The following is a 20,452-nucleotide window of genomic DNA, read 5'->3' as shown; positions in this document are numbered from 1 at the left end:
AAAGCTTTCCACAGAAGCGTGGCAAGCGCGTCAGCATGTCATTGTGCATTGCACTTGTCAAAGCAAATGAAAATGTTGAGGTTAAGTGATTGATTTGTTGGGATTTTCTTTGTGCAAATTGTTTAGGCAAAATGAAAAATACCTTACAAATCAAGGACTTTGCTTGCTCTTGCCAGGCTTGTGCACATGCTTATCCACAGAAAAAGTGAATAAGCTGTGGGTATCTTGTGTTGGAGCAATAGCCGGGAATATTTGCTTATTTATTGGGCAGTAATGGTAAACCTATATAAATCAATGGCTTGCATTTCTATTTGGCATGGTTTTCACAGTCTTATTCACAAAAAATGTGAAAAAGTCGTGGGTTTTCCACATCCAATAAAAGTGAACCAGGAAATTCAGACCTGAAATGATGTGTCGGTATTTCTGCTTAAAAAATATGCATTGATAAAATTCTTAATAAAATCAAATGTTTATATAGATATCGTCATCTTTTTCACATGGTTGTCCACAAAATATGTGTGAAAAGCACGGAGCTCAGGAAATGGGGTTGTATTTTTCGTTACAAGTTGAAGAAAAATCCCTGATTCCTGGGTAAACAGGGGCCCTGATTAAAAAATGGGCATCCCTATAAACTGCATGTAAATCAACTACTTAAGGCTTTGTCAGCGGCTTCTGCACAATCTTGTCCACAAAATATGTGCAGAATTTCCCGGTAAGCAGAGAATGGCTGAACTTGCCAGAAAATCAGGCAGACTTTGCGAGTTTTTGTTGCTTTGCTTAAAAAATGAGCTGAATAGTAAAAATGATTAAAATCAAACGCTTAGCTGGATTTTTTGGCATTGTGCACATACTTTTCCACAAAAAGTGTGTAGAAAAATCGCGATTTGTGGATGTGTTTTTAAGGCGCTTGTGCGGTTTTGATGCTGCTTAAAACTTGGGCATGAGAATAATATCGTTTAAAATCAGTTGCTTATGTAGTTTGTGTGGATTTGTCCACAGGCTTGCGCACAATATTTGTGTAAAACGCGTATCTCTCAGCATGGGAATGAGGTTTTTCGCTGATCCCGGATAAAATTTTTGTTTGGGGGGGGGGCGGCTGGGTTCAGACCCGGTAGAAAACGCATCGTCACTTCCTAAGCATCTTCTAAGAGTTAAGTGCGTGCGTAAAAAACTGTAGCGGGCAGGAAATTGCCAAATGGACTTGCCCGCCAGCACGCAACGCGCTACATTGCGGGCTTAGATTTCAGAACCTTCAAGGAGTCACTTTTGTTCGCTATTTTTCAAGCCGCTGGCTGGCCCATGTATTTGTTGCTTATCGCTTCTGTGATTGCAATGACGCTCATCATAGAACGCACTTTTTCACTGCGCAGTAATAAGATTTTGCCGCCGACTTTGTTGGATGAAGTAGTGCGGGTATATCAGTCAGGAAAGATCACGCCGGAAGTACTGAATCAGCTCGCCGGTAACTCCCCTCTGGGCCGGGTGCTGGCAGCTGGCTTACGGAACGTGCACGCACCGCGCGACATCATGAAAGAGTCTATCGAAGAAGCCGGTAGCGGTGTGGCGCATGAACTCGAACGTTTTCTGACTACTTTGGGTACGATTGCATCGCTGGCACCACTGATGGGTTTGTTTGGCACTATTGTGGGTATGATAGAAATTTTCGGTTCCCAAACCGCGACCGGCGCCAATCCTGCTCAGCTTGCACATGGTATTTCTGTGGCTTTGTATAACACTGGCTTTGGTTTGCTGATCGCCATGCCTACCCTGGTGGCTTACCGTCATTTCCGTGCTTTGGTGGATGGCCTGGTCGTGGAAATGGAACAACAGGCAGTGAAGTTTGTTGATGTTGTTCACAGCGCCAGGAAGTAATGATGAATTTCCGTAAAGGCAAGGGCAGGGAAGAGCCGGAAATCAACCTGATTCCTTTCATTGATGTATTGCTGGTGATCCTGATTTTTCTGATGGTCACCACCACTTACAGCCGCTTTACTGAATTGCAGATCACTTTACCAACTGCAGATGCAGAAAAAGCGCAGGACAAGCCACAGCAAATCGAGATCGGTATCGATGCACAGGGACGCTATAAGATCAACGAACAGGCTGTGTCCTTTCTGGATACCGCAACGCTGGCCGAGGATCTGAAACGTGCCTCGGCTGCGATTGCAGAAGCCAGGCCTGGCGCGGCAGTCGATCCGGTGGTGATTATCAATGCGGATCGTGCTGCGACGCATCAGTCTGTGATTGATGTGCTGGAAGCCGCACGTATAGCAGGTTTGGCGAAAGTCACGTTTGCGGCGCAGACTGGCAGCCGTAGCAAGTAAGATCGCGACTTACCGGGAAACCTAAGTACGCACTGTGCCGGCGAAGTCGCTATGCGTAAAAAGGGGAGTCAGTCGACTCCCCGAATTTTTTAATGGAGTAGAACATGCGTGCCTGGCTGGAAAAGCAAGTGATGGCAGCGTGGCAGCAGCGCGGCTGGCTGGCGTATCTGTGCTGGCCGCTCGCTCAATTGTTTCGTGTGTTGATACAGTTCCGCATGGGTTTGTTTGTGATGGGTTACAAGCCGCAAACCCGGCTGGCCATCCCGGTCATCGTGGTCGGGAATATTTTTGTTGGCGGTACCGGTAAAACGCCCTTGGTGATCTGGCTGGTACAGCAATTGCAGGCGGCTGGCCTGCATCCTGCCGTGGTGTCGCGCGGTTACGGTGCCGCTGCGCAGCAAGTGCTGGTGGTCGATGAACAGGCACAGGCGGCGCAAGTCGGCGACGAGCCACTGCTGATACGGCAGCGTTGTGGTTGTCCGGTAATGGTAGGGCGTGATCGCGTCGCTGCAGCGCAGCTGCTATTGTTGACTTATCCCGAAGTCGATGTGCTGATTTCGGATGATGGTCTGCAGCACTACTACCTGGCACGCGATCTGGAAATCGTGTTGTTTGATCAGCGTGGTGCCGGCAATGGCTGGCTGATGCCGGCAGGGCCCTTGCGTGAGCCGGTATCGCGGCGGCGCGATTTCACCGTTTTGAATGCCGCTGCTGATGTAGACAGTACTGAGGTACCCGGCATTCCAGCCGATGCGGTGCGTATGCAACTCGTTACGCAACAGGCATGGCAACTGAGTGCGCCGCAACAGCGACGCGTACTGAGTTCGTTTGCGGGTCAGCGTGTATGCGCAGCTGCCGGTATCGGCCATCCTGAGCGTTTTTATCAGGCCCTGACTGCTGCCGGATGTGAGTTTGAGCGCTTGCCCTTAGCCGACCACCAGGTGTTTGATCCCTTTACTTTTAGTCAGACTCAGGCGGATTACATACTGATCACGGAAAAGGATGCAGTAAAATGTAGCCAAATTCCAGCGTTGCAAAACGATACACGCATCTGGGTGCTGCCGGTCGAGGCGCAGCTCAGTGCCGGTTTTGCCGCTGACTTACTATCGATGATTTTGGAGAAAAAGCGTGGAAGCTCGCCTGCTTGATGTATTAGTTTGCCCTGTCTGCAAAGGCCCGTTGACCTATAAAAAAGAAAATCAGGAGTTGATTTGCTATGGCGATAAGCTGGCGTTTCCGGTGCGTGACGATATTCCACTGATGTGGGTGGAAGAAGCGCGCACACTCAGTTCTGACGAAGTCGACGCACGCTGAGGAACGGTTGATGAGTTTTATCGCGATTATTCCGGCGCGTCTGGCGTCGACCCGGCTACCAAATAAGCCTTTAGCTGATATCGGTGGCAAACCCATGGTGGTGCGTACTGCCGAGCAGGCTTTGGCTTCCGGTGCCAGCCGCATTATGGTCGCTACCGATCACACCGACATCGTCGCGGCCTGTGAGGCGCATCAGATTCCGGTTTGTCTGACCCGTGCTGATCATCCGTCTGGCACCGATAGGATAGCCGAAGTCGCAGCCCGTATGGATTTGCCAGAAGATGCTGTGATTGTCAATGTGCAGGGCGATGAGCCTCTGATCGCTCCCGCGCTGATCGCAGCCACGGCAGCCTTGGTAAATGCATCGGTACCGATGGCAACGGCGGCGCATCCTCTGCATTTGCCGGACGACGTATTCAATCCGAATGTGGTGAAAGTCGTACTCGATAAACAGGGCAAGGCCTTGTATTTTTCTCGCGCCACCATCCCATGGCATCGTGATGGCTTTGCGCAAGACCGAACCCAGTTGCCCGAGGCTTATCAGCCTCTGCGACATATCGGTTTATATGCGTATCGTAATGACTTTCTACAGAACTATCCTAAGCTCGCCATCTCACCCCTGGAACAGATTGAAGCACTGGAGCAATTGCGTGTGTTGTGGCACGGTTACGCGATTGCAGTTCATGTGACAGACAGCAGTCCGGCCGCCGGTGTGGATACAGCGGAAGATCTGGAACGGGTTCGCGCGTTTTTCCGGAAATAAGCAAATTACGCAAAAAAAGCACTAAGTTTGCGCTGTTTTCATGGCAAAGCATCAAGAATGCTGCAATTTGTGGTAAGTTTCGTGAAAAGATACTGTGTTACTACTGGTAAAAGAAAAAAATAAACCGAATGCATTTCCTCGCACTAAGCGAGATGTATTCCAGGTAAAACACTTAAAAACAAAAGTAATTCGCGAAGCAGCATGCTGCTTTGTCCTCAAAAATTTCAATAAACTCAAACTCGTCTAGGAAATACTATGCGTCTTATTTTGTTGGGTGCGCCAGGAGCCGGTAAAGGTACTCAGGCTAATTACATCAAAGAAAAATTCAATATTCCTCAAATTTCAACAGGCGATATGCTGCGTGCAGCGATTGCAGCCGGAACTGAAATGGGCCTGGCTGCGAAGAAAGTCATGGATGCCGGTGGTCTGGTTTCTGATGACATTATCATTGGCCTGGTTAAAGACCGTCTGAAGCAGGCTGACTGTGCGAATGGCTATCTGTTTGATGGCTTTCCGCGCACTATCCCTCAGGCAGACGCAATGAAAGAAGCTGGCGTTAGTATCGATTACGTACTGGAAATCGATGTGCCGGATGAAGCGATTGTTGATCGTATGAGTGGTCGTCGTGTGCATACGGCATCTGGCCGCACTTACCACGTGAAATTCAATCCGCCTAAAGTTGAGGGTAAGGATGATGTGACCGGTGAAGACTTGGTGCAGCGTCCAGACGATGCGGAAGAAACCGTTAAAAAACGTCTGCAGGTTTATCACGAACAGACCGAAGTGTTGCTCGGCTATTATGGTAACTGGGCGAAGACTGGCGAGCCTGGCGCGCCTAAGTATCGCAAGATTGCCGGTGTCGGTGCCGTTGAAGCGATACGCGACAGCGCATTTGCTGCGCTGAGCGAGTAATTTGCAATAAGCGAAAAAAGCGGACTCTGGTCCGCTTTTTTTATGTCAGTTAGTAAAGGCGGATTTGACGTTTCAGCGCCTTTTTTCTGTATTCGTGGCTGTTTTTAGTTACAATGTGCGCATATGACGTTTACGTAAACGTCAATGTTGAGGTGCCTGACCGGGCATTCAGGCCGGATCGGGCTGACAGATTGATTCATAACGCAGAAAGAGACAACGATGCAAATTCAACATAACGTATTCATTATTACTGGTGGCGCTTCCGGCTTAGGTGCAGCGACTGCAAAAATGATCGTCGCGAACGGCGGTAAGGTCGTGTTGGCTGACGTGCAGGTCGAGGCCGGCGAAAAACTGGCGGCTGAACTCGGCGGTCAGTTTGTTAAATGTGATGTGACATCAGAAGCGGATGGTCAGGCTGTGGTGGCTGCTGCCGTTGCCTTGGGCACGCTGCGTGGCCTGATTAACTGCGCGGGTGTTGCTCCCGCAGTGAAAACGGTAGGTAAAGATGGCCCGCATCCGCTCGAATTATTCCAGCGTGTAGTGAACATCAATCTGGTCGGTACTTTCAACATGTGTCGTCTGGCAGCGGATGCGATGGCGAAAACAGAGGCGGCGGAACACGGTGAGCGCGGCGTGATGATCAATACCGCGTCAGTCGCTGCGTTTGATGGCCAGATTGGTCAGGCGGCCTACGCTTCATCCAAAGCGGCCGTTGCGGGTCTGACTCTGCCTATGGCGCGTGATCTGTCGCGCAACGGTATCCGTGTCATGACGATCGCGCCGGGTATTTTTGAAACACCGATGCTGCTGGGTATGCCACAGGAAGTTCAGGATGCACTCGGCAAAATGGTACCGTTCCCACCACGCTTAGGTAAGCCGGATGAGTATGCGCATTTGGCCAAAACCATCATCGAAAATGTGATGATGAATGGCGAAACCATACGTCTGGACGGCGCGATCCGTATGCAGCCTAAGTAAGGCGCTGAGGCGAAATGTTGTTTTGAGGGATGATTACTTAGATTCTATTGTCATGCAGCATGACAACCAGCGGGTCTGACTAATACACTAGGGCAAACATAGTTTGCCCTTTTTTTGCTTTTTCGTGACGGCCTCTCCCTCTGGCTTCTTGTGACGCGGGGGACTGTTGCTATCAGAACCAAGAGATCATCATGCGCGATACAGCAACAACGGGATTAATACTAACTGGCGGCGGTGCTCGGGCGGCGTATCAGGTTGGGGTACTGGATGCCATGCACAGAATGTTGCAGGATGCAGGATGGCCAGCGCATACGAATCCGTTTGGTATTATTTGCGGCACCTCTGCGGGTGCCATCAATGCCACTGCGCTGGCTTGCCGCGCCGATGATTTTGCTGCGTCTTTGTCTGCTGTGCTGCATATCTGGGAAAACTTTGAAGCTGCACAGGTGTATCGAGCTGATTCACTGGGCGTGATGCGCAGCGGCGCGCGCTGGCTGTCACTTTGGTCGTTTGGCTGGTTGCTCAACAAATGGCGAAAATCACCACCCAATTCTTTGCTGGATAATTCGCCCTTAGAAGATTTGTTGATCCGTATGCTGGATTTGCCCAGGCTGGATGCAGCTTTGCAGAGCGGCGCGTTACAGGCACTGGCAGTCACTGCATCTTCGTATACCGCTGGGCAGCATTTAACGTTTTACCAGACTTTGCAGAATATTGAGCCCTGGGTACGCAGTCAGCGTCTGGCACAACGTGACTTTATTTCTATTGCACATTTGATGGCCTCGTCGGCCATTCCCTTTGTGTTTCCTGCGATTCCGCTGAACTGGGGCGGGCGGCTGGAGTATTGTGGTGATGGCTCTATGCGTCAGTTAGCGCCAATTTCGCCAGCCATCCATCTTGGGGCCAGCAAGGTAATGATTATCGGTGCAGGCCGCTTGGCAGAACCACCGGCCGTTCAGCAGGAAAGCCCGCGTTATCCCAGCCTGGCGCAGATTGCCGGCCACGCGCTGTCCAGTATTTTCCTTGATAGCCTGGCGGTCGATATTGAACGGGTTGAGCGCATCAACAAAACCTTGTCGATGTTGCCGCCTGAATTGTTGCATAAAACGCCCTTGCGTCCGGTACAGACTCTGGTCATTGCTCCCTCGAAAAGGCTGGATGCCATCGCCAGTCAACATATTTCCAGTTTGCCTTTACCTGTCAGAACCATGTTAGGTGGTATAGGCGCAACCGAAGCGCGTGGTTCCGCCTTGGCCTCTTACCTCTTATTTGAGTCCAGTTATACACGTGAGCTGATCGCATTGGGACGTGACGATACCTATGCGCGCAAACAGGATGTGCTGGATTTTTTTGCCTGATCATTGAGTCGCCCATTCCGGACTCACATAGCCATAGGCAGACACTGGCAGTTTCACCTATACTTTGCACGCCGATATCAACTCACACGTCCTATGAACTATTTTTCCTGCTTTCGTCGCCTGCTTTTACTTTGCGTATTCAGTCTGTGTGCGGGTATGGCCACAGCCAAAGATTTACCCGATGTGGTGTTCGTTCAGGATTTGCCCAGGGAGGCGCAGTCCTTGCTGCAGCTGATTAAGCAAGGCGGGCCTTTTCCATATGCCAAAGATGGCGTGGTATTTGGAAACTACGAAGGTGCATTACCTAAACAAAAGCGTGGTTACTACCATGAATACACGGTCAAAACGCCGGGTGCCAGAAATCGCGGTGCACGCCGTATCGTGGCTGGTGGCGAGCCTGCCAGTTCAGGCGAATACTATTACACCGATGATCACTACCAAAGTTTTCGTCGTATCAAAGAATAATCAGAACCGAAACAGGAATTCAGTATGAGTATGCCTTCACCAGTCAGTTTGTCATTGACCGCCTTACCGATTGCATCCGTATCGCCTTTACAGGGTAGTCAGACTACGCACTGGCAGCAACAGTCTGTCAGCCATGGGCAACTGTATTTTCATGTGGATCTGGTGCATGCCGCTTCTAAAAAAGCCGTGCTGACTGCAATCGGACAGTCGATGCATTTTCCATCGCATTATGGCGCGAATTTCGATGCGCTCGCAGACTGTCTGAGTGAACTGGACATCGGTAATGCCTCAGGCATCGTACTGGTATTGGAAAATCTGCCGGCACTGGCTGATTTTGATCTGGCAGCGAAAGAAATTTTATTGGAAATTTTGCAGGATGCGGCGCATGAATGGGCGCAGAAAAAAATTGCTTTTAGGGTATTTTATTCCTGATTCAGCGTTGAAAGAATAGCCATTTTCCTGCTGACGGCTATGTCTGCGGGTATTTTTACTTGGGGCAAAGTGCCTGTCAGCGTTACAATGCGCCCATGAAAAAGATCGTTATCCTTATTTCCGGCCGTGGCAGTAATATGCAGGCTATCGTTGAAACCAGTATCGCTGAGCAATGGCCTGCGCAAATTGCGGCTGTCATCAGCAATAAAGCAGATGCAGCCGGTCTCGCCTTCGCCGCTTCCCATGGCATACCGACGGCAGTTGTCGTCAGTAAAGATTTCAGCAGCAGAGAAGCATTCGATTCTGCCTTGCAGCAAAAGATCGATGAATTTGAACCTGATCTGGTGGTTCTGGCTGGCTTCATGCGTATACTGACACCTGCCTTTGTGGCCCATTATGCGAATCGTATGCTGAATATACACCCGTCGCTGTTGCCTAGTTTTGTCGGCTTACATACGCACCAGCAGGCCTTGGACGCAGGCGTGAAATTACATGGCGCTACCGTGCATTTTGTGACTGCTGAACTCGATCATGGTCCTATCGTTGCGCAGGCAGCGGTGGAAGTATTGAATAACGACACAGAAGACAGCCTTGCACAGCGCGTGCTCAGACAGGAACACATCATTTATCCACGTGCAGTACGCCAGTTCATCGAGGGGAAAATCTCGGTATCTGGCCATCATGTCACCATTGCTGACGCATAATCGCTTCAATCCGGCGACACCAGCCAGCAGCGTGACCATGATGCACATGTGACGCAGACCATTCTGGTCAGAACAGAAATTGAGAAGGAAGCAGTATGAGATTACCTCCAGCCATCATCGGCCATACCGAAGAAGTATTACGTGAAATTTTGCGTTTCACCGGCCCTGCAGATGGTACATTGTCCCGTTATTTCCGTGAACATCCAAGGCTGGGTGGTCGCGAGCGCGGTGTGATTGCAGAAGCAATTTACGGCTTGTTGCGTAATAAGTCGGTCTATACCAGTTTTGCTGAATCCGGTACCGGACCAGCTATGCGCCGTCTGACCCTGCTGGGTCTGGCGGATGCCGTCGGGCTGGAATCGCTGGGTGGCCTGAGCGAAGAAGAAACCGCGTGGCTGGATCGTGTGATGCAGATAGACCGCAGCCACCTGCCGCTCAATATGAAGTCCAACTTACCATCCTGGTTATGGGACAAATTAAGCATAAGCTTTGGTGAAGAGCAGGCCTTAGCACTGGCAGAGTCCCTGAATACGCCGGCTCCGCTGGATTTGCGCGTCAACTCTATTAAAGGCAATCGTGAGACTGTTGTGGCACAGCTCGCAGAAGCCCCTATTATTGCCGAGCCTACACCTTATTCGGCGACAGGTTTGCGCGTGAAGAAAAAACCTTCGCTGCAAAATCTGCCTTTGTTCAAAGACGGTACGATAGAAGTACAGGATGAAGGCAGTCAGTTGCTGGCACAGTTAGTCGGTGCGCGCCGTGGCGAAATGGTGGCAGATTTCTGTGCCGGAGCCGGTGGTAAGACGCTGGCGCTGGGCGCGATTATGCGCAATACCGGACGCTTGTATGCATTTGACATTTCTGAGAAGCGTTTGGCAAAACTGAAGCCACGTCTGGCTCGCAGCGGTTTGTCGAATGTGCATCCGGTCGTGATCGCGCATGAGAAAGACGCCAAGATCAAGCGTCTGGCTGCCAAGCTGGACCGTGTGCTGGTGGATGCGCCTTGTAGTGGTCTGGGTACCCTGCGTCGCAACCCGGACGTGAAATGGCGTCAGACGGCAGAAGGCGTGGCTGAACTGAATGTGAAGCAAGCGTCCATTCTCGCTAGTGCAGCAAGAATGGTCAAGCCAGGTGGACGTTTGGTGTATGCGACCTGCAGCATCCTTGACGAAGAAAATGAGGGTATCGTACAGGCCTTCCTGGCGCAGCATCCAGACTTTACGCTGATTCCGGCATCCGCCGTGTTGGCTGAGCAAAAGGTTGAGCTGGAAATGGGCGATTACCTGAAACTCTATCCCCATCTGCATCAGACGGATGGCTTCTTCGCTGCCATCATGGAACGTAAAAAAGCCTAAACCCTGAGATCTCCCGGCACAACAAATGCCGGGATTTTTTCTTTTTATTTGCTAAAACATGAGTACTCCCGTTTTAACCAGCTTGTTGGCCGATCTGGCTGACGATTTCAGAGAACCCCAGTTCCTTTGGCAGGTTGCCACCGTCGCAGTGTGCTTTGCACTGGCATGGCTCAGTTCGCGCTACCTGAAGCGTCTGTTCACCGGTGGTGATGCCAGTTCGGGCATGGTGCATATTGGTGTGCAGAGTTTTTCCCGGGTACTGATGCCCTTATTGAGCGTCGTTTTCCTCGCTATCGGCAAGGAGGCGCTGGCGCGCTGGCAGCATACCCACTTGCTGACCTTGCTGTTCCCTATTATGGGGTCACTCGCCATGATACGGCTGGCGTTTTATATCTTGCGTAAGACTTTTGTGCGCGAGGGGCGTATAGGCAGTTTTTTAGCAGCATTTGAAAAACTGTTTGCCGGACTGGTGTGGCTGGGCGTGGTATTGCATTACACGGGTTTATGGCCAGATCTGATTGATACGCTGGACAGCATAGTACTGCCGGTCGGTAAAAATAAAATCTCATTGCTGAGCATTATTCAAGCCACGATTTCTGTCATTTTCACCATGGTGATCGCCTTGTGGGCCAGTGCGGCGCTCGAGGCCCGGTTGATGGCTTTGCCCAATGCCCATTCTTCATTCAAAGTGGTGATGTCCAGAGTTGGGCGTGCCTTGTTGATCTTGCTGGCCATTCTGATTAGCCTGACGCTGGTGGGCATTGATCTGACTGTCCTGTCGGTATTTGGCGGTGCTCTGGGTGTAGGCTTGGGCTTTGGCTTGCAAAAAATCGCGAGTAGCTATGTGTCAGGTTTTATCATACTGATCGACCGCAGTATGTCGATTGGCGACATGATTTCTGTCGATAAATTTAATGGCAAAGTTACACAGATCAACACTCGTTACACCGTATTGCAGGGTTTAGATGGTGCTGAATCGGTGATCCCGAATGAGATGCTGGTTTCAAGCCCGGTTCAAAATTACTCCCTGACCAACTCCAGCGTCGCCATGTGGACAGATTTGACGGTGGCCTATGACACCGATTTGGATAGTCTGCTGCCTTTGCTGGCACAGGCAGCCAAATCGACTGAACGTGTCTGCCAGGAGCCAGGGCCTTCCGCTTATCTGATGCGCTTTGGCGCCGATGGCCTGGAGTTACGTGTAGGGTTCTGGATTGCAGATCCGGAAAATGGACGATCGAATGTTTTGTCTGCGGTGAATCGCGCGATCTGGACAGTCATTCGTGAGCAGGGTGCAAATTTGCCATTCCCACAACGTGTTGTTACGCTGGCGCAAAGTCCGGCAGAGTTGGCGCGGGAACTGGGCGCAAAATCCTGACATGCATTGGTGCAATTCCTCTAAAACGCGTACAATTCGGGCGCATTAAAAATAAATTTTGACGGCTGTTGCTTTTCAACATAAGCTGGGTAACACACAATAACACCGGAGTAATTGTCATTTTGAGTACATTTATTGAATCTCTAGTCGACTTCCTGTCCAATGGACTGACCCGCGCAAGCGGCTGGGAAGTGTTTATCTATACGATGGTGGTGACCCACATCACGATCGCCAGTGTGACGATATTCCTGCATCGTTGCCAGGCTCACCGTGCATTGGAATTGCATGCCATACCTAGTCATTTTTTCCGTTTCTGGTTGTGGATGACCACCGGTCAGGTGACTAAAGAGTGGGCTGCTGTGCACCGCAAGCACCACGCCAAATGTGAAACTGAAGAAGATCCGCATAGCCCGCAAACGCGTGGCATTAAGAAAGTGTTGCTGGAAGGCGCGGAACTGTATCGTATTGAATCCAAAAATCAGGAAACCCTGCAAAAGTACGGCCATGGTACGCCAGATGATTGGATGGAACGCAATGTGTATACCCGTTTCAGCTGGCAGGGTCTGGCATTGATGCTGATCATCAATTTCAGTTTGTTCGGCGTGATCGGTGTCACCGTCTGGGCGGTACAGATGATGTGGATTCCTATCACCGCAGCAGGCATTATCAATGGTATCGGCCACTACTGGGGTTACCGCAACTATGATTGCGTTGATGCTTCCACCAACATTTTCCCTATTGGCATCCTGATCGGTGGTGAGGAATTGCACAATAATCACCATACTTTTGGTACGTCTGCCAAGTTGTCATCTAAATGGTATGAGTTCGATATTGGCTGGCTGTATATCCGTACTCTGGAAACGCTGGGTCTGGCCAAGGTGAAGAAAGTTGCACCGGAACCGAAATTCGTTGCCAATAAAGCTGCGGTTGATATGGAAACTTTGCAGGCAGTGATCACGAACCGTTACGATGTCATGGCGAAATATGCGAAGACCCTGCGTCGTACATGGCGTGAAGAAGTGGCTTCCTTGCGTGAAAAAGCGCAGTTTGAAGCAGCACGCCTGAAAGCGACCAAAGTTTTGCTGCAGCGTGAGCCTAGTAAGCTGGTCAGTGAACAACAGCAGGCTTTGTCTGAAGTGCTCGCACATAGCAACGTGCTCAAAACCATGCATGATATGCGCGTTGAGCTGGGTTTGATCTGGGAACGTTCTACAGTTAGCCGTGAGCAACTGGTGCAGCAATTGCAAGACTGGTGCACACGTGCCGAAGCTTCCGGTATCAAAACTTTGCAAGAGTTCTCTTTGCGTTTGCGTACCTACGCGTAAGTCTGGATTGATCTGGAATAAAAAAACGACGCTCAGGCGTCGTTTTTTTTATTCCAGACATTTGTACAGCAAATACTTACCCGGTGTTCAGCTGGGGGCGGAACGAGATGTCAGCTTATGGACTTCCGATTAAACGGTTTGCACGTGATCCCAACACTGACGAACCAGCGACCAAAGTGGCACATTCAAGCCACATACCAAACCTGGATATCAGCGCTAATTTATCAAAAGAAAAAGCCCTGCAGGGCAGGGCTTTTTTGACGTTACAAGCGAAGCAAAAATTACTTGATTTTTGTTTCTTTATAGATAACGTGCTTACGTGCTTTAGGATCAAACTTCATGATCTCCATTTTTTCAGGCATAGTGCGCTTGTTTTTGGAGGTTGTGTAGAAGTGACCAGTGCCGGCAGTAGATTCCAGCTTGATTTTGTCGCGACCAGATTTAGCCATGATTTTTTCCTAACAATAGTTTAGCTTAAACTTTTTCGCCGCGAGCACGCAGGTCAGCCAAAACGGCATCGATGCCGACTTTGTCAATGACGCGCAAACCAGCGTTAGACAAACGCAGAGAAACCCAACGGTTTTCTGATTCTACGAAAAAGCGACGATTTTGCAGGTTAGGCAAAAAGCGACGTTTAGTTTTGTTGTTAGCGTGGGAAACGTTGTTGCCAACCATTGGCCCCTTCCCAGTCACTTGGCAGACACGTGCCATGATTAACTCCTTAATAGTTTCCGAAATTGGAAAAAATGAGAGTGTATACAAAAAATCGTGAAATATCAACGACTTGTGAAAAACAATTGTGTCTTTTGATTTTTTTAAATTTAACAATTTAAAATTTCATAGTAAACCGTGCTCTGCAAATGAGTAAACATGTGGGTTTGCTACGATAAAGTGGTCTAAAACACGGATATCGACCAACTGTAGTGCCTGTTGTAGTTTACTGGTCAGTTGCCGGTCCGCATTGCTGGGCTCACAGGCGCCTGAGGGATGGTTGTGCGCCAGTATCACAGAGGCTGCATTGTGTTTGAGTGCGGATTTCAGCACTTCTCTTGGATAAACACTGGCCTGATCCAGGGTGCCGCGAAATAATTCTTCGCTACTAAGCAGACGGTTTTTAACATCCAGAAATAATACGGCAAAGGATTCGTAAGCGCGGCCCCCTAACATTAACTGCAGATATTGCCTCACAGCCTGGGGCGAATGCAGAATATCAGCTTGCCTGACTTCTTCACAAATGGCTCTTTTCGCGAGTTCCAGTACGGCTTGTAATTGTGCGTATTTTGCCGAGCCTAAACCATGGATACGCGAGAAGTCATTGATACCGGCACCAAACAGTTTGGATAAAGAGCCAAACTCTTGCAGCATCTGTCTGCCCAGATCCACTGCACTCTTACCCTTCACACCGGTGCGCAGAAAGACGGCCAGCAGTTCAGCGTCAGACAAGGCGCTGGCACCCGACTTAATCAGGCGTTCTCTGGGGCGATCATCTTCAGGCCAGTCATGAATTGCCATTACCCGGACTCCTGCTTATGTTTGAGAAAAACTTGTATCGCTGAAAGCTGGCTTACAATAGCGGCTTATTAGTGAAAGCCTGAAATCATGACGAATCCAGCTCTACCTTTAGTTCATCCTGACTCCTACCTGACTTTGCATTACCGTCTCGCCAGTCTGGATGGTGAAAATATTATCAGCACCTTCGATGAAAGTCCCGCGACTTTGCAAATGGGTATGGGGCAACTTGCCCCAGAGTTAGAAAAAGCCTTACTGGGCTTGCCGGAGGGCTCACATACCACACGTGAATTGCCGCCTGAGCAAGCGTTTGGTCCGCGTAATCCCGAGCTGATACAACGCGTATCTGAAGCCACTTTGCGTGAAAATTCCGCTTTTGGTGAACAATATGTCGTGGGCGACCTGGTCGAGTTTGCCGCACCGTCTGGTGGGCGGTTTGCCGGCATACTCAAGGCGAAGGATGAGCAAGGCTATATATTTGATTTTAACCATCCGCTGGCAGGACAAACCCTGTTGTTTGAAACCCGCATCATAGGAATTTTGTAAGATGGATAAAGAAATTTTACTGGCGCAGCCGCGTGGATTCTGTGCGGGTGTTGATCGCGCGATTGAAATTGTAGAGCGCGCTTTGAAGCAGTTTGGCGCACCTATCTACGTCAGACATGAAATAGTGCATAACGCTTTTGTCGTCAATGATTTGCGTGAGAAAGGCGCTATTTTTATAGAAAATCTGGAAGATGTTCCAGCAGGAAATACCTTGATTTTTTCTGCACATGGTGTTTCGCAAGCGGTGCGCAAGGAGGCTGAGCAACGTGGTGTGACAGTGTTTGATGCAACTTGCCCGTTGGTGACCAAGGTTCATATGGAAGTCATCAAAATGCGCAAGGAAGGCCGCGAGATCATCATGATCGGCCACGATGGTCACCCGGAAGTCGAAGGTACGATGGGGCAGACAGAGGAGGGGATGTATTTGGTTGAAACGGTGGCCGATGTGGTGACCCTGCAAGTCGCCAATCCTGAGATGCTGGCTTATGTATCGCAAACCACTTTGTCGGTGGACGATACGGCTGACATTATTGCGGCACTTAAGCAACGTTTTCCAGCCATCAGTGAACCCAAAAAAGGTGATATTTGTTACGCCACCACGAATCGTCAGCAAGCGGTCAAATTCATGGCACCGCAGGTCGAGCTGGTGATTGTGGTGGGCAGTCCCAACAGTTCTAATTCCAACCGCTTGCGTGAAGTGGCTGAGAAAATCGGTGCGGCCGCTTACATGGTCGACAATGCGGGGCAAATACAAACTGCCTGGCTGGAGAATGTGCAGCGTATTGGTGTTACGGCCGGTGCTTCGGCACCAGAGGTGTTGGTGCAGGAAGTGATCGCTCGGCTTAAAGAGCTGGGTGCTAGCAGTGTTCGTGCGCTGGAGGGGGTAGAAGAAAACGTTACTTTCCCTATGCCTAAGGGTTTAAGCGTTGCGCAAGAAGTCTGAGTCAGGCTGCAAGCATAAAAATTTGTAATCTGTTTTGATAAAAATCTGTTTTGTCTTGGTTTTCGATATTTTATTTAGCGAATTCGTGTTTAAGATGAGCCCGCAAATCAATTTGACTGTTTGTGAAATTGATAAAGGTGTATGCTTAAATAATGGGTTTGTGGAAAATACGTAGGCAGGGGTGGTTTTTATACCACTGTCTTGAGAAGTTGCCTATGTATAATCGCGCCCACTTCATTGGCGTATATAAGAAGTCGAAATATTAGAAAAGCTTTTACCAAAAGTTGCAGAGGAGAGTTTTATCATGTGCATCACACGCAATATTGTTACTCCTGATATGAAGACACGCCTTTCCGGATAACGGAGTTGAAAGCGGCACACCGTATGACGGGTGCCGTTTTTTGTTATCGGGAATGATTTTTCTGACCCATTTGTTATCCTTTACTGGATGTAAACATCGGGCTCGGTTGAAATTTAGATTCGTTCATAGAAAGAGATACCAATATGGATACCTTTATCCAACAAATGATTAACGGGCTGGTTCTGGGAAGTATGTATGCCCTGGTCGCGCTGGGTTACACCATGGTGTACGGCGTTTTAAATCTGATTAACTTTGCACACGGCGATGTATTGATGGTCGGTGCAATGGCGGGACTCAGTATCATTAAGTTATTACAAGTTGTTGCGCCTGAAATGCATGGCATTGTCATGTTGCTCATCGCAATCATCGGAGCAATTCCCGTTTGTATCATTGTTAATATACTGATAGAGCGTATTGCTTATCGTCGTTTGCGTAATGCTCCGCGGTTGGCTCCGCTGATTACGGCGATTGGTGTATCCATCCTGGTACAGACATTTGCCATGATGATTTGGGGCCGCAGCCCTATCCCTTTCCCATCCGTGATGCCCACGATACCGGTTCAAATCGGTGGTGCTGTTATTTCGCAGACGCAGATACTGTTACTGATACTGGCGACACTGGCGATGCTTGGTCTGGTTCTGCTGGTTGAAAAAACCAAAATGGGACGCGCGATGCGCGCAACGGCAGAAAATCCACGTGTTGCCGGTTTGATGGGAGTGAATTCCAACTATGTGATCGTGGCCACCTTTGCTATCGGTGCAGCACTGGCAGCGATTGCAGGCGTGATGTGGGCCGCTAACTATTCTTCCGCACAGTTTGCAATGGGCTTTGTACCTGGCCTGAAAGCATTTTCAGCTGCGGTTTTAGGCGGTATCGGTAATATTTATGGCGCGATGGTGGGTGGCATTATCCTGGGGCTGATTGAAAGCCTGGGTGCGGGTTATATCGGTGATCTGACTGGCGGCGTGCTGGGTAGTCATTACCAGGACATTTTTGCGTTCGTTGTTTTGATTATTGTGCTGACATTACGTCCATCCGGAATTATGGGTGAACGCGTCGCTGATCGCGCTTAAGGAGAAGATCAATGTCAACTATTTTCGATGTAAAAGCTAACCCGAAAAAAGCCTATACCAGTTTCGCCCTGATCGGTCTGGTGCTGGTGCTGTTTCCTTTTGTTGCTGCTAACTTTGGTAATTCCTGGGTCCGTATTATCGATTTTGCTTTGCTCTACATTATGCTGGCGCTTGGCCTGAATATTGTGGTTGGCTTTGCAGGTTTGCTGGACCTTGGTTATATCGCGTTCTATGCTGTCGGTGCCTATCTGGCTGCGATTTTCGGATCGCCACAGTTTGCTGTGATACTTGAATCCTTTGTGGAGAATTATCCTGCACTTGGAAATGCATTGGTGACGCTGTTCGGACCTGAAATTGCTCAAAAAGGCATACATTTGTCAGTCTGGGTCATTATCCCGTTTGCTGCGTTGATTGCAGGCTTGTGCGGCGCTTTGCTCGGCGCACCTACGCTGAAACTACGCGGTGATTATCTGGCGATCGTCACGCTGGGTTTTGGTGAGATTATCCGTATTTTCATGAATAACATGAATGCACCGATTAACTTCACGAATGGACCGCAAGGGATCAATATGGTGGATCCGGTCAGCATTATGGGCGTGTCACTGCAAGGTGAGGCAGGTGTCGTGAGTTTCCTTGGCTTTAGTATGCCATCCGTGAACGCGTATTACTTCCTGTTCCTGACCCTGTGCATCATTATTGTGGTTGTTTCCCTGCGCTTGCAAAATTCCCGTCTTGGACGTGCTTGGGTCGCGATCCGTGAAGATGAAATTGCTGCCAAAGCCATGGGTATCAATACACGTAACGTCAAACTGTTGGCCTTCTCGATGGGCGCATCGTTTGGCGGTATTTCAGGCGCTATGTTCGGCTCTTTCCAGGGCTTCGTTTCACCGGAATCTTTCTCACTGATGGAATCAATCGTGATTCTGGCTATGGTGGTGCTGGGCGGTATTGGACATATTCCTGGCGTGATTCTGGGCGCTGTGTTGCTTGCTGCCTTGCCAGAGGTGTTGCGTCATGTGGTTGAGCCTGTACAGAATATGCTGTTCGGTAAAATCTGGATAGAAGCAGAAGTGTTGCGTCAGTTGTTATATGGTCTGACGATGGTAGTTGTCATGCTGAATCGCCCGGCCGGATTGTGGCCAGCACCTAAGCATGAAGACAAGATTGGTAAAACCAATGATGCCACAGCGTAAGGACAAATGTGATGACTGAACAGACTATCTTAAAAATTGAAGGCGCAAATAAGCGCTTCGGCGGGCTGCAAGCCTTATCCAATGTCGGTATTCATATTAAAAAAGGTCAGATTTATGGCCTGATCGGACCGAATGGTGCAGGTAAGACAACCTTCTTTAACGTAATTACCGGATTGTATCAACCTGATACCGGTAGTTTTGAGTTGGACGGTAAGCCATATTCACCGTCCGCACCGCATGAAGTGGCCAAAGCGGGGATTGCACGTACATTTCAGAATATCCGCTTGTTTGGCGAAATGACTGCCTTGGAAAACGTGATGGTAGGACGTCATGTGCGTACTCATCAAGGTGTGTTTGGTGCTGTTTTTCACCATGCGGCTGCACGTAAGGAAGAGGCAGAAATTCGCCAGCGTGCGCAGGAATTACTGGACTTCGTTGGTATCGGTCAGTTTGCTGACCGCACCTCTAAATTCCTGTCTTACGGCGATCAGCGTCGTCTGGAAATCGCACGTGCACTGGCGACTGATCCTAAGCTGCTTGCATTGGACGAGCCTGCCGCTGGTATGAATGCGACTGAAAAGCTGGCTTTACGTGAGCTGTTGGTCAAGATTAAGGCTGAAGGTAAAACGATCCTGCTGATTGAACACGATGTCAAACTGATGATGGGTTTGTGTGATCGCCTGACTGTACTCGATTACGGCAAACCAATTGCAGAAGGTGTTCCTGCAGATATTCAGAAAAATCCGGCTGTGATCGAAGCCTATTTGGGAGGTGGACACTAATGGTTGAAAATGTATTGAAAGTCCAACAGCTCAAAGTGGCTTATGGCGGAATTAAGGCAGTTAAGGGAATCGATCTGGTCGTCAATAAGGGCGAACTGATCACCCTGATTGGCGCTAACGGAGCGGGTAAAACAACGACCTTGAAGGCCATCACAGGTACTTTACCAAGCTGCAAGGTTGAGGGTGAGATCCTGTACATGGGAGGCTCTATCCGCAGTAAAAACTCCTTCGAACTGGTCACTGAGCACCTGGCCATGGTACCGGAAGGCCGTGGCGTGTTTACGCGTATGACCATCCACGAAAATCTGATGATGGGTGCGTACACACGCAATGATAAAGGCGGTATCGCGGCTGACATCGACAAATGGTATGCTGTGTTCCCACGTCTGAAGGAGCGTTCAGCACAATTAGCCGGAACCCTGTCGGGTGGTGAACAACAGATGCTGGCAATGGCGCGTGCGCTGATGAGTCATCCTAATCTGCTGTTACTGGATGAGCCATCTATGGGCTTGTCGCCTATCATGGTCGAGAAAATCTTTGAAGTGATTCGCAATGTCTCGGCTCAAGGTGTGACTATTTTGCTGGTTGAGCAAAACGCGAAGCTCGCGTTACAAGCCGCACATCGTGGTTATGTGATGGATTCCGGTTTGATTACCATGAGCGGAAATGCGAAAGATATGCTGGATGATCCTAAGGTTCAGGCGGCTTATCTGGGAGAAGGTTAATTTTCTGTATAG

Annotated in this window: 23 protein-coding genes; 20 read left to right on the top strand and 3 right to left on the bottom strand. The window is 49.5% G+C overall.

Annotated elements, in window-relative coordinates; genetic code table 11:
• Positions 1-1,266: 1,266 nt before the first annotated feature.
• From H8K47_RS14120 to H8K47_RS14055, 14 genes are all read left to right on the top strand, one after another.
• Positions 1,267-1,872 carry a MotA/TolQ/ExbB proton channel family protein gene (locus H8K47_RS14120; RefSeq protein ID WP_186882048.1) on the top strand — a complete coding sequence of 202 codons (606 nt, stop codon included), beginning with the start codon at positions 1,267-1,269 and terminating at the stop codon, positions 1,870-1,872.
• A 2-nt stretch (positions 1,873-1,874) separates the two neighbouring features.
• A complete protein-coding gene (locus H8K47_RS14115; protein ID WP_186882071.1) occupies positions 1,875-2,324 on the top strand; it encodes an ExbD/TolR family protein in 450 nt (149 codons plus the stop codon).
• Positions 2,325-2,428: 104 nt separating this feature from the next.
• A complete protein-coding gene (gene lpxK / locus H8K47_RS14110) occupies positions 2,429-3,472 on the top strand; it encodes a tetraacyldisaccharide 4'-kinase (RefSeq protein WP_186882047.1) in 1,044 nt (347 codons plus the stop codon).
• On the top strand, positions 3,453-3,638 hold the full coding sequence (locus tag H8K47_RS14105) for a Trm112 family protein (protein WP_186882046.1): 186 nt from the start codon (positions 3,453-3,455) through the stop codon (positions 3,636-3,638). Before lpxK ends, H8K47_RS14105 begins: the two co-directional genes overlap by 20 nt.
• 10 nt (positions 3,639-3,648) lie before the next feature.
• On the top strand, positions 3,649-4,401 hold the full coding sequence (gene kdsB, locus H8K47_RS14100; protein ID WP_186882045.1) for a 3-deoxy-manno-octulosonate cytidylyltransferase: 753 nt from the start codon (positions 3,649-3,651) through the stop codon (positions 4,399-4,401).
• Positions 4,402-4,656: 255 nt separating this feature from the next.
• Positions 4,657-5,313, top strand: coding sequence for an adenylate kinase (gene adk / locus H8K47_RS14095; protein WP_186882044.1), 657 nt, complete (start codon positions 4,657-4,659; stop codon positions 5,311-5,313).
• Between the two features lie 219 nt (positions 5,314-5,532).
• Positions 5,533-6,291, top strand: a complete 759-nt coding sequence (locus tag H8K47_RS14090; RefSeq protein ID WP_186882043.1) for a 3-hydroxyacyl-CoA dehydrogenase — start codon at positions 5,533-5,535, stop codon at positions 6,289-6,291.
• A gap of 191 nt (positions 6,292-6,482) precedes the next feature.
• On the top strand, positions 6,483-7,649 hold the full coding sequence (locus H8K47_RS14085; protein ID WP_186882042.1) for a patatin-like phospholipase family protein: 1,167 nt from the start codon (positions 6,483-6,485) through the stop codon (positions 7,647-7,649).
• 93 nt (positions 7,650-7,742) lie between these two features.
• Positions 7,743-8,114, top strand: a complete 372-nt coding sequence (locus H8K47_RS14080; RefSeq protein WP_186882041.1) for a guanyl-specific ribonuclease — start codon at positions 7,743-7,745, stop codon at positions 8,112-8,114.
• Positions 8,115-8,138: 24 nt separating this feature from the next.
• Entirely contained in the window at positions 8,139-8,546 is a 408-nt protein-coding gene (locus H8K47_RS14075; RefSeq protein ID WP_186882040.1) for a barstar family protein, read from the top strand.
• 95 nt (positions 8,547-8,641) lie between these two features.
• Positions 8,642-9,250 (top strand): phosphoribosylglycinamide formyltransferase, encoded by a 609-nt coding sequence (gene purN / locus H8K47_RS14070; protein ID WP_186882039.1) that lies wholly within the window; start codon positions 8,642-8,644, stop codon positions 9,248-9,250.
• A gap of 95 nt (positions 9,251-9,345) precedes the next feature.
• Entirely contained in the window at positions 9,346-10,605 is a 1,260-nt protein-coding gene (locus H8K47_RS14065; RefSeq protein ID WP_186882038.1) for an RsmB/NOP family class I SAM-dependent RNA methyltransferase, read from the top strand.
• Between the two features lie 58 nt (positions 10,606-10,663).
• The gene (locus H8K47_RS14060; protein WP_186882037.1) at positions 10,664-11,983 is read left to right on the top strand and encodes a mechanosensitive ion channel family protein; all 1,320 of its coding nucleotides are present in this window, start codon (positions 10,664-10,666) and stop codon (positions 11,981-11,983) included.
• Between the two features lie 122 nt (positions 11,984-12,105).
• Positions 12,106-13,308, top strand: coding sequence for a DesA family fatty acid desaturase (locus H8K47_RS14055; protein WP_186882036.1), 1,203 nt, complete (start codon positions 12,106-12,108; stop codon positions 13,306-13,308).
• 281 nt (positions 13,309-13,589) lie between these two features.
• Here H8K47_RS14055 and rpmG read toward each other — a convergent pair whose 3' ends face one another.
• From rpmG to radC, 3 genes are all read right to left on the bottom strand, one after another.
• Positions 13,590-13,757, bottom strand: coding sequence for a 50S ribosomal protein L33 (rpmG, locus tag H8K47_RS14050; protein ID WP_110257750.1), 168 nt, complete (start codon positions 13,755-13,757; stop codon positions 13,590-13,592).
• A gap of 25 nt (positions 13,758-13,782) precedes the next feature.
• Positions 13,783-14,019, bottom strand: a complete 237-nt coding sequence (rpmB, locus tag H8K47_RS14045; protein WP_162021243.1) for a 50S ribosomal protein L28 — start codon at positions 14,017-14,019, stop codon at positions 13,783-13,785.
• A 126-nt stretch (positions 14,020-14,145) separates the two neighbouring features.
• A complete protein-coding gene (radC, locus tag H8K47_RS14040) occupies positions 14,146-14,820 on the bottom strand; it encodes a RadC family protein (RefSeq protein ID WP_186882035.1) in 675 nt (224 codons plus the stop codon).
• 87 nt (positions 14,821-14,907) lie between these two features.
• On the opposite strand from radC, the gene H8K47_RS14035 reads away from it, so the two are divergent.
• The 6 genes from H8K47_RS14035 (at position 14,908) to H8K47_RS14010 (ending at position 20,440) form a co-directional block, all read left to right on the top strand.
• Entirely contained in the window at positions 14,908-15,363 is a 456-nt protein-coding gene (locus H8K47_RS14035) for an FKBP-type peptidyl-prolyl cis-trans isomerase (RefSeq protein WP_186882034.1), read from the top strand.
• A gap of 1 nt (position 15,364) precedes the next feature.
• Entirely contained in the window at positions 15,365-16,306 is a 942-nt protein-coding gene (gene ispH, locus H8K47_RS14030) for a 4-hydroxy-3-methylbut-2-enyl diphosphate reductase (RefSeq protein ID WP_186882033.1), read from the top strand.
• 504 nt (positions 16,307-16,810) lie between these two features.
• Positions 16,811-17,740: a branched-chain amino acid ABC transporter permease gene (locus tag H8K47_RS14025; protein ID WP_186882032.1), complete on the top strand. Its 930-nt coding sequence runs from the start codon at positions 16,811-16,813 to the stop codon at positions 17,738-17,740.
• Positions 17,741-17,751: 11 nt separating this feature from the next.
• Entirely contained in the window at positions 17,752-18,933 is a 1,182-nt protein-coding gene (locus H8K47_RS14020; RefSeq protein ID WP_186882031.1) for an ABC transporter permease subunit, read from the top strand.
• 11 nt (positions 18,934-18,944) lie between these two features.
• Positions 18,945-19,715 carry an ABC transporter ATP-binding protein gene (locus tag H8K47_RS14015; protein ID WP_162021237.1) on the top strand — a complete coding sequence of 257 codons (771 nt, stop codon included), beginning with the start codon at positions 18,945-18,947 and terminating at the stop codon, positions 19,713-19,715.
• Positions 19,715-20,440, top strand: coding sequence for an ABC transporter ATP-binding protein (locus H8K47_RS14010; RefSeq protein ID WP_186882030.1), 726 nt, complete (start codon positions 19,715-19,717; stop codon positions 20,438-20,440). The genes H8K47_RS14015 and H8K47_RS14010 overlap by 1 nt, the downstream gene beginning before the upstream one ends.
• Positions 20,441-20,452: the final 12 nt, after the last annotated feature.

It is taken from the genome of Cognatundibacterium rugosum (genome assembly GCF_014284365.1).
Taxonomy (GTDB): domain Bacteria; phylum Pseudomonadota; class Gammaproteobacteria; order Burkholderiales; family Burkholderiaceae_D; genus Undibacterium; species Undibacterium rugosum.
The sequence above is the reverse complement of the archived record's forward strand: the minus strand, read 5'-3'. Positions and strand labels throughout refer to the sequence as shown.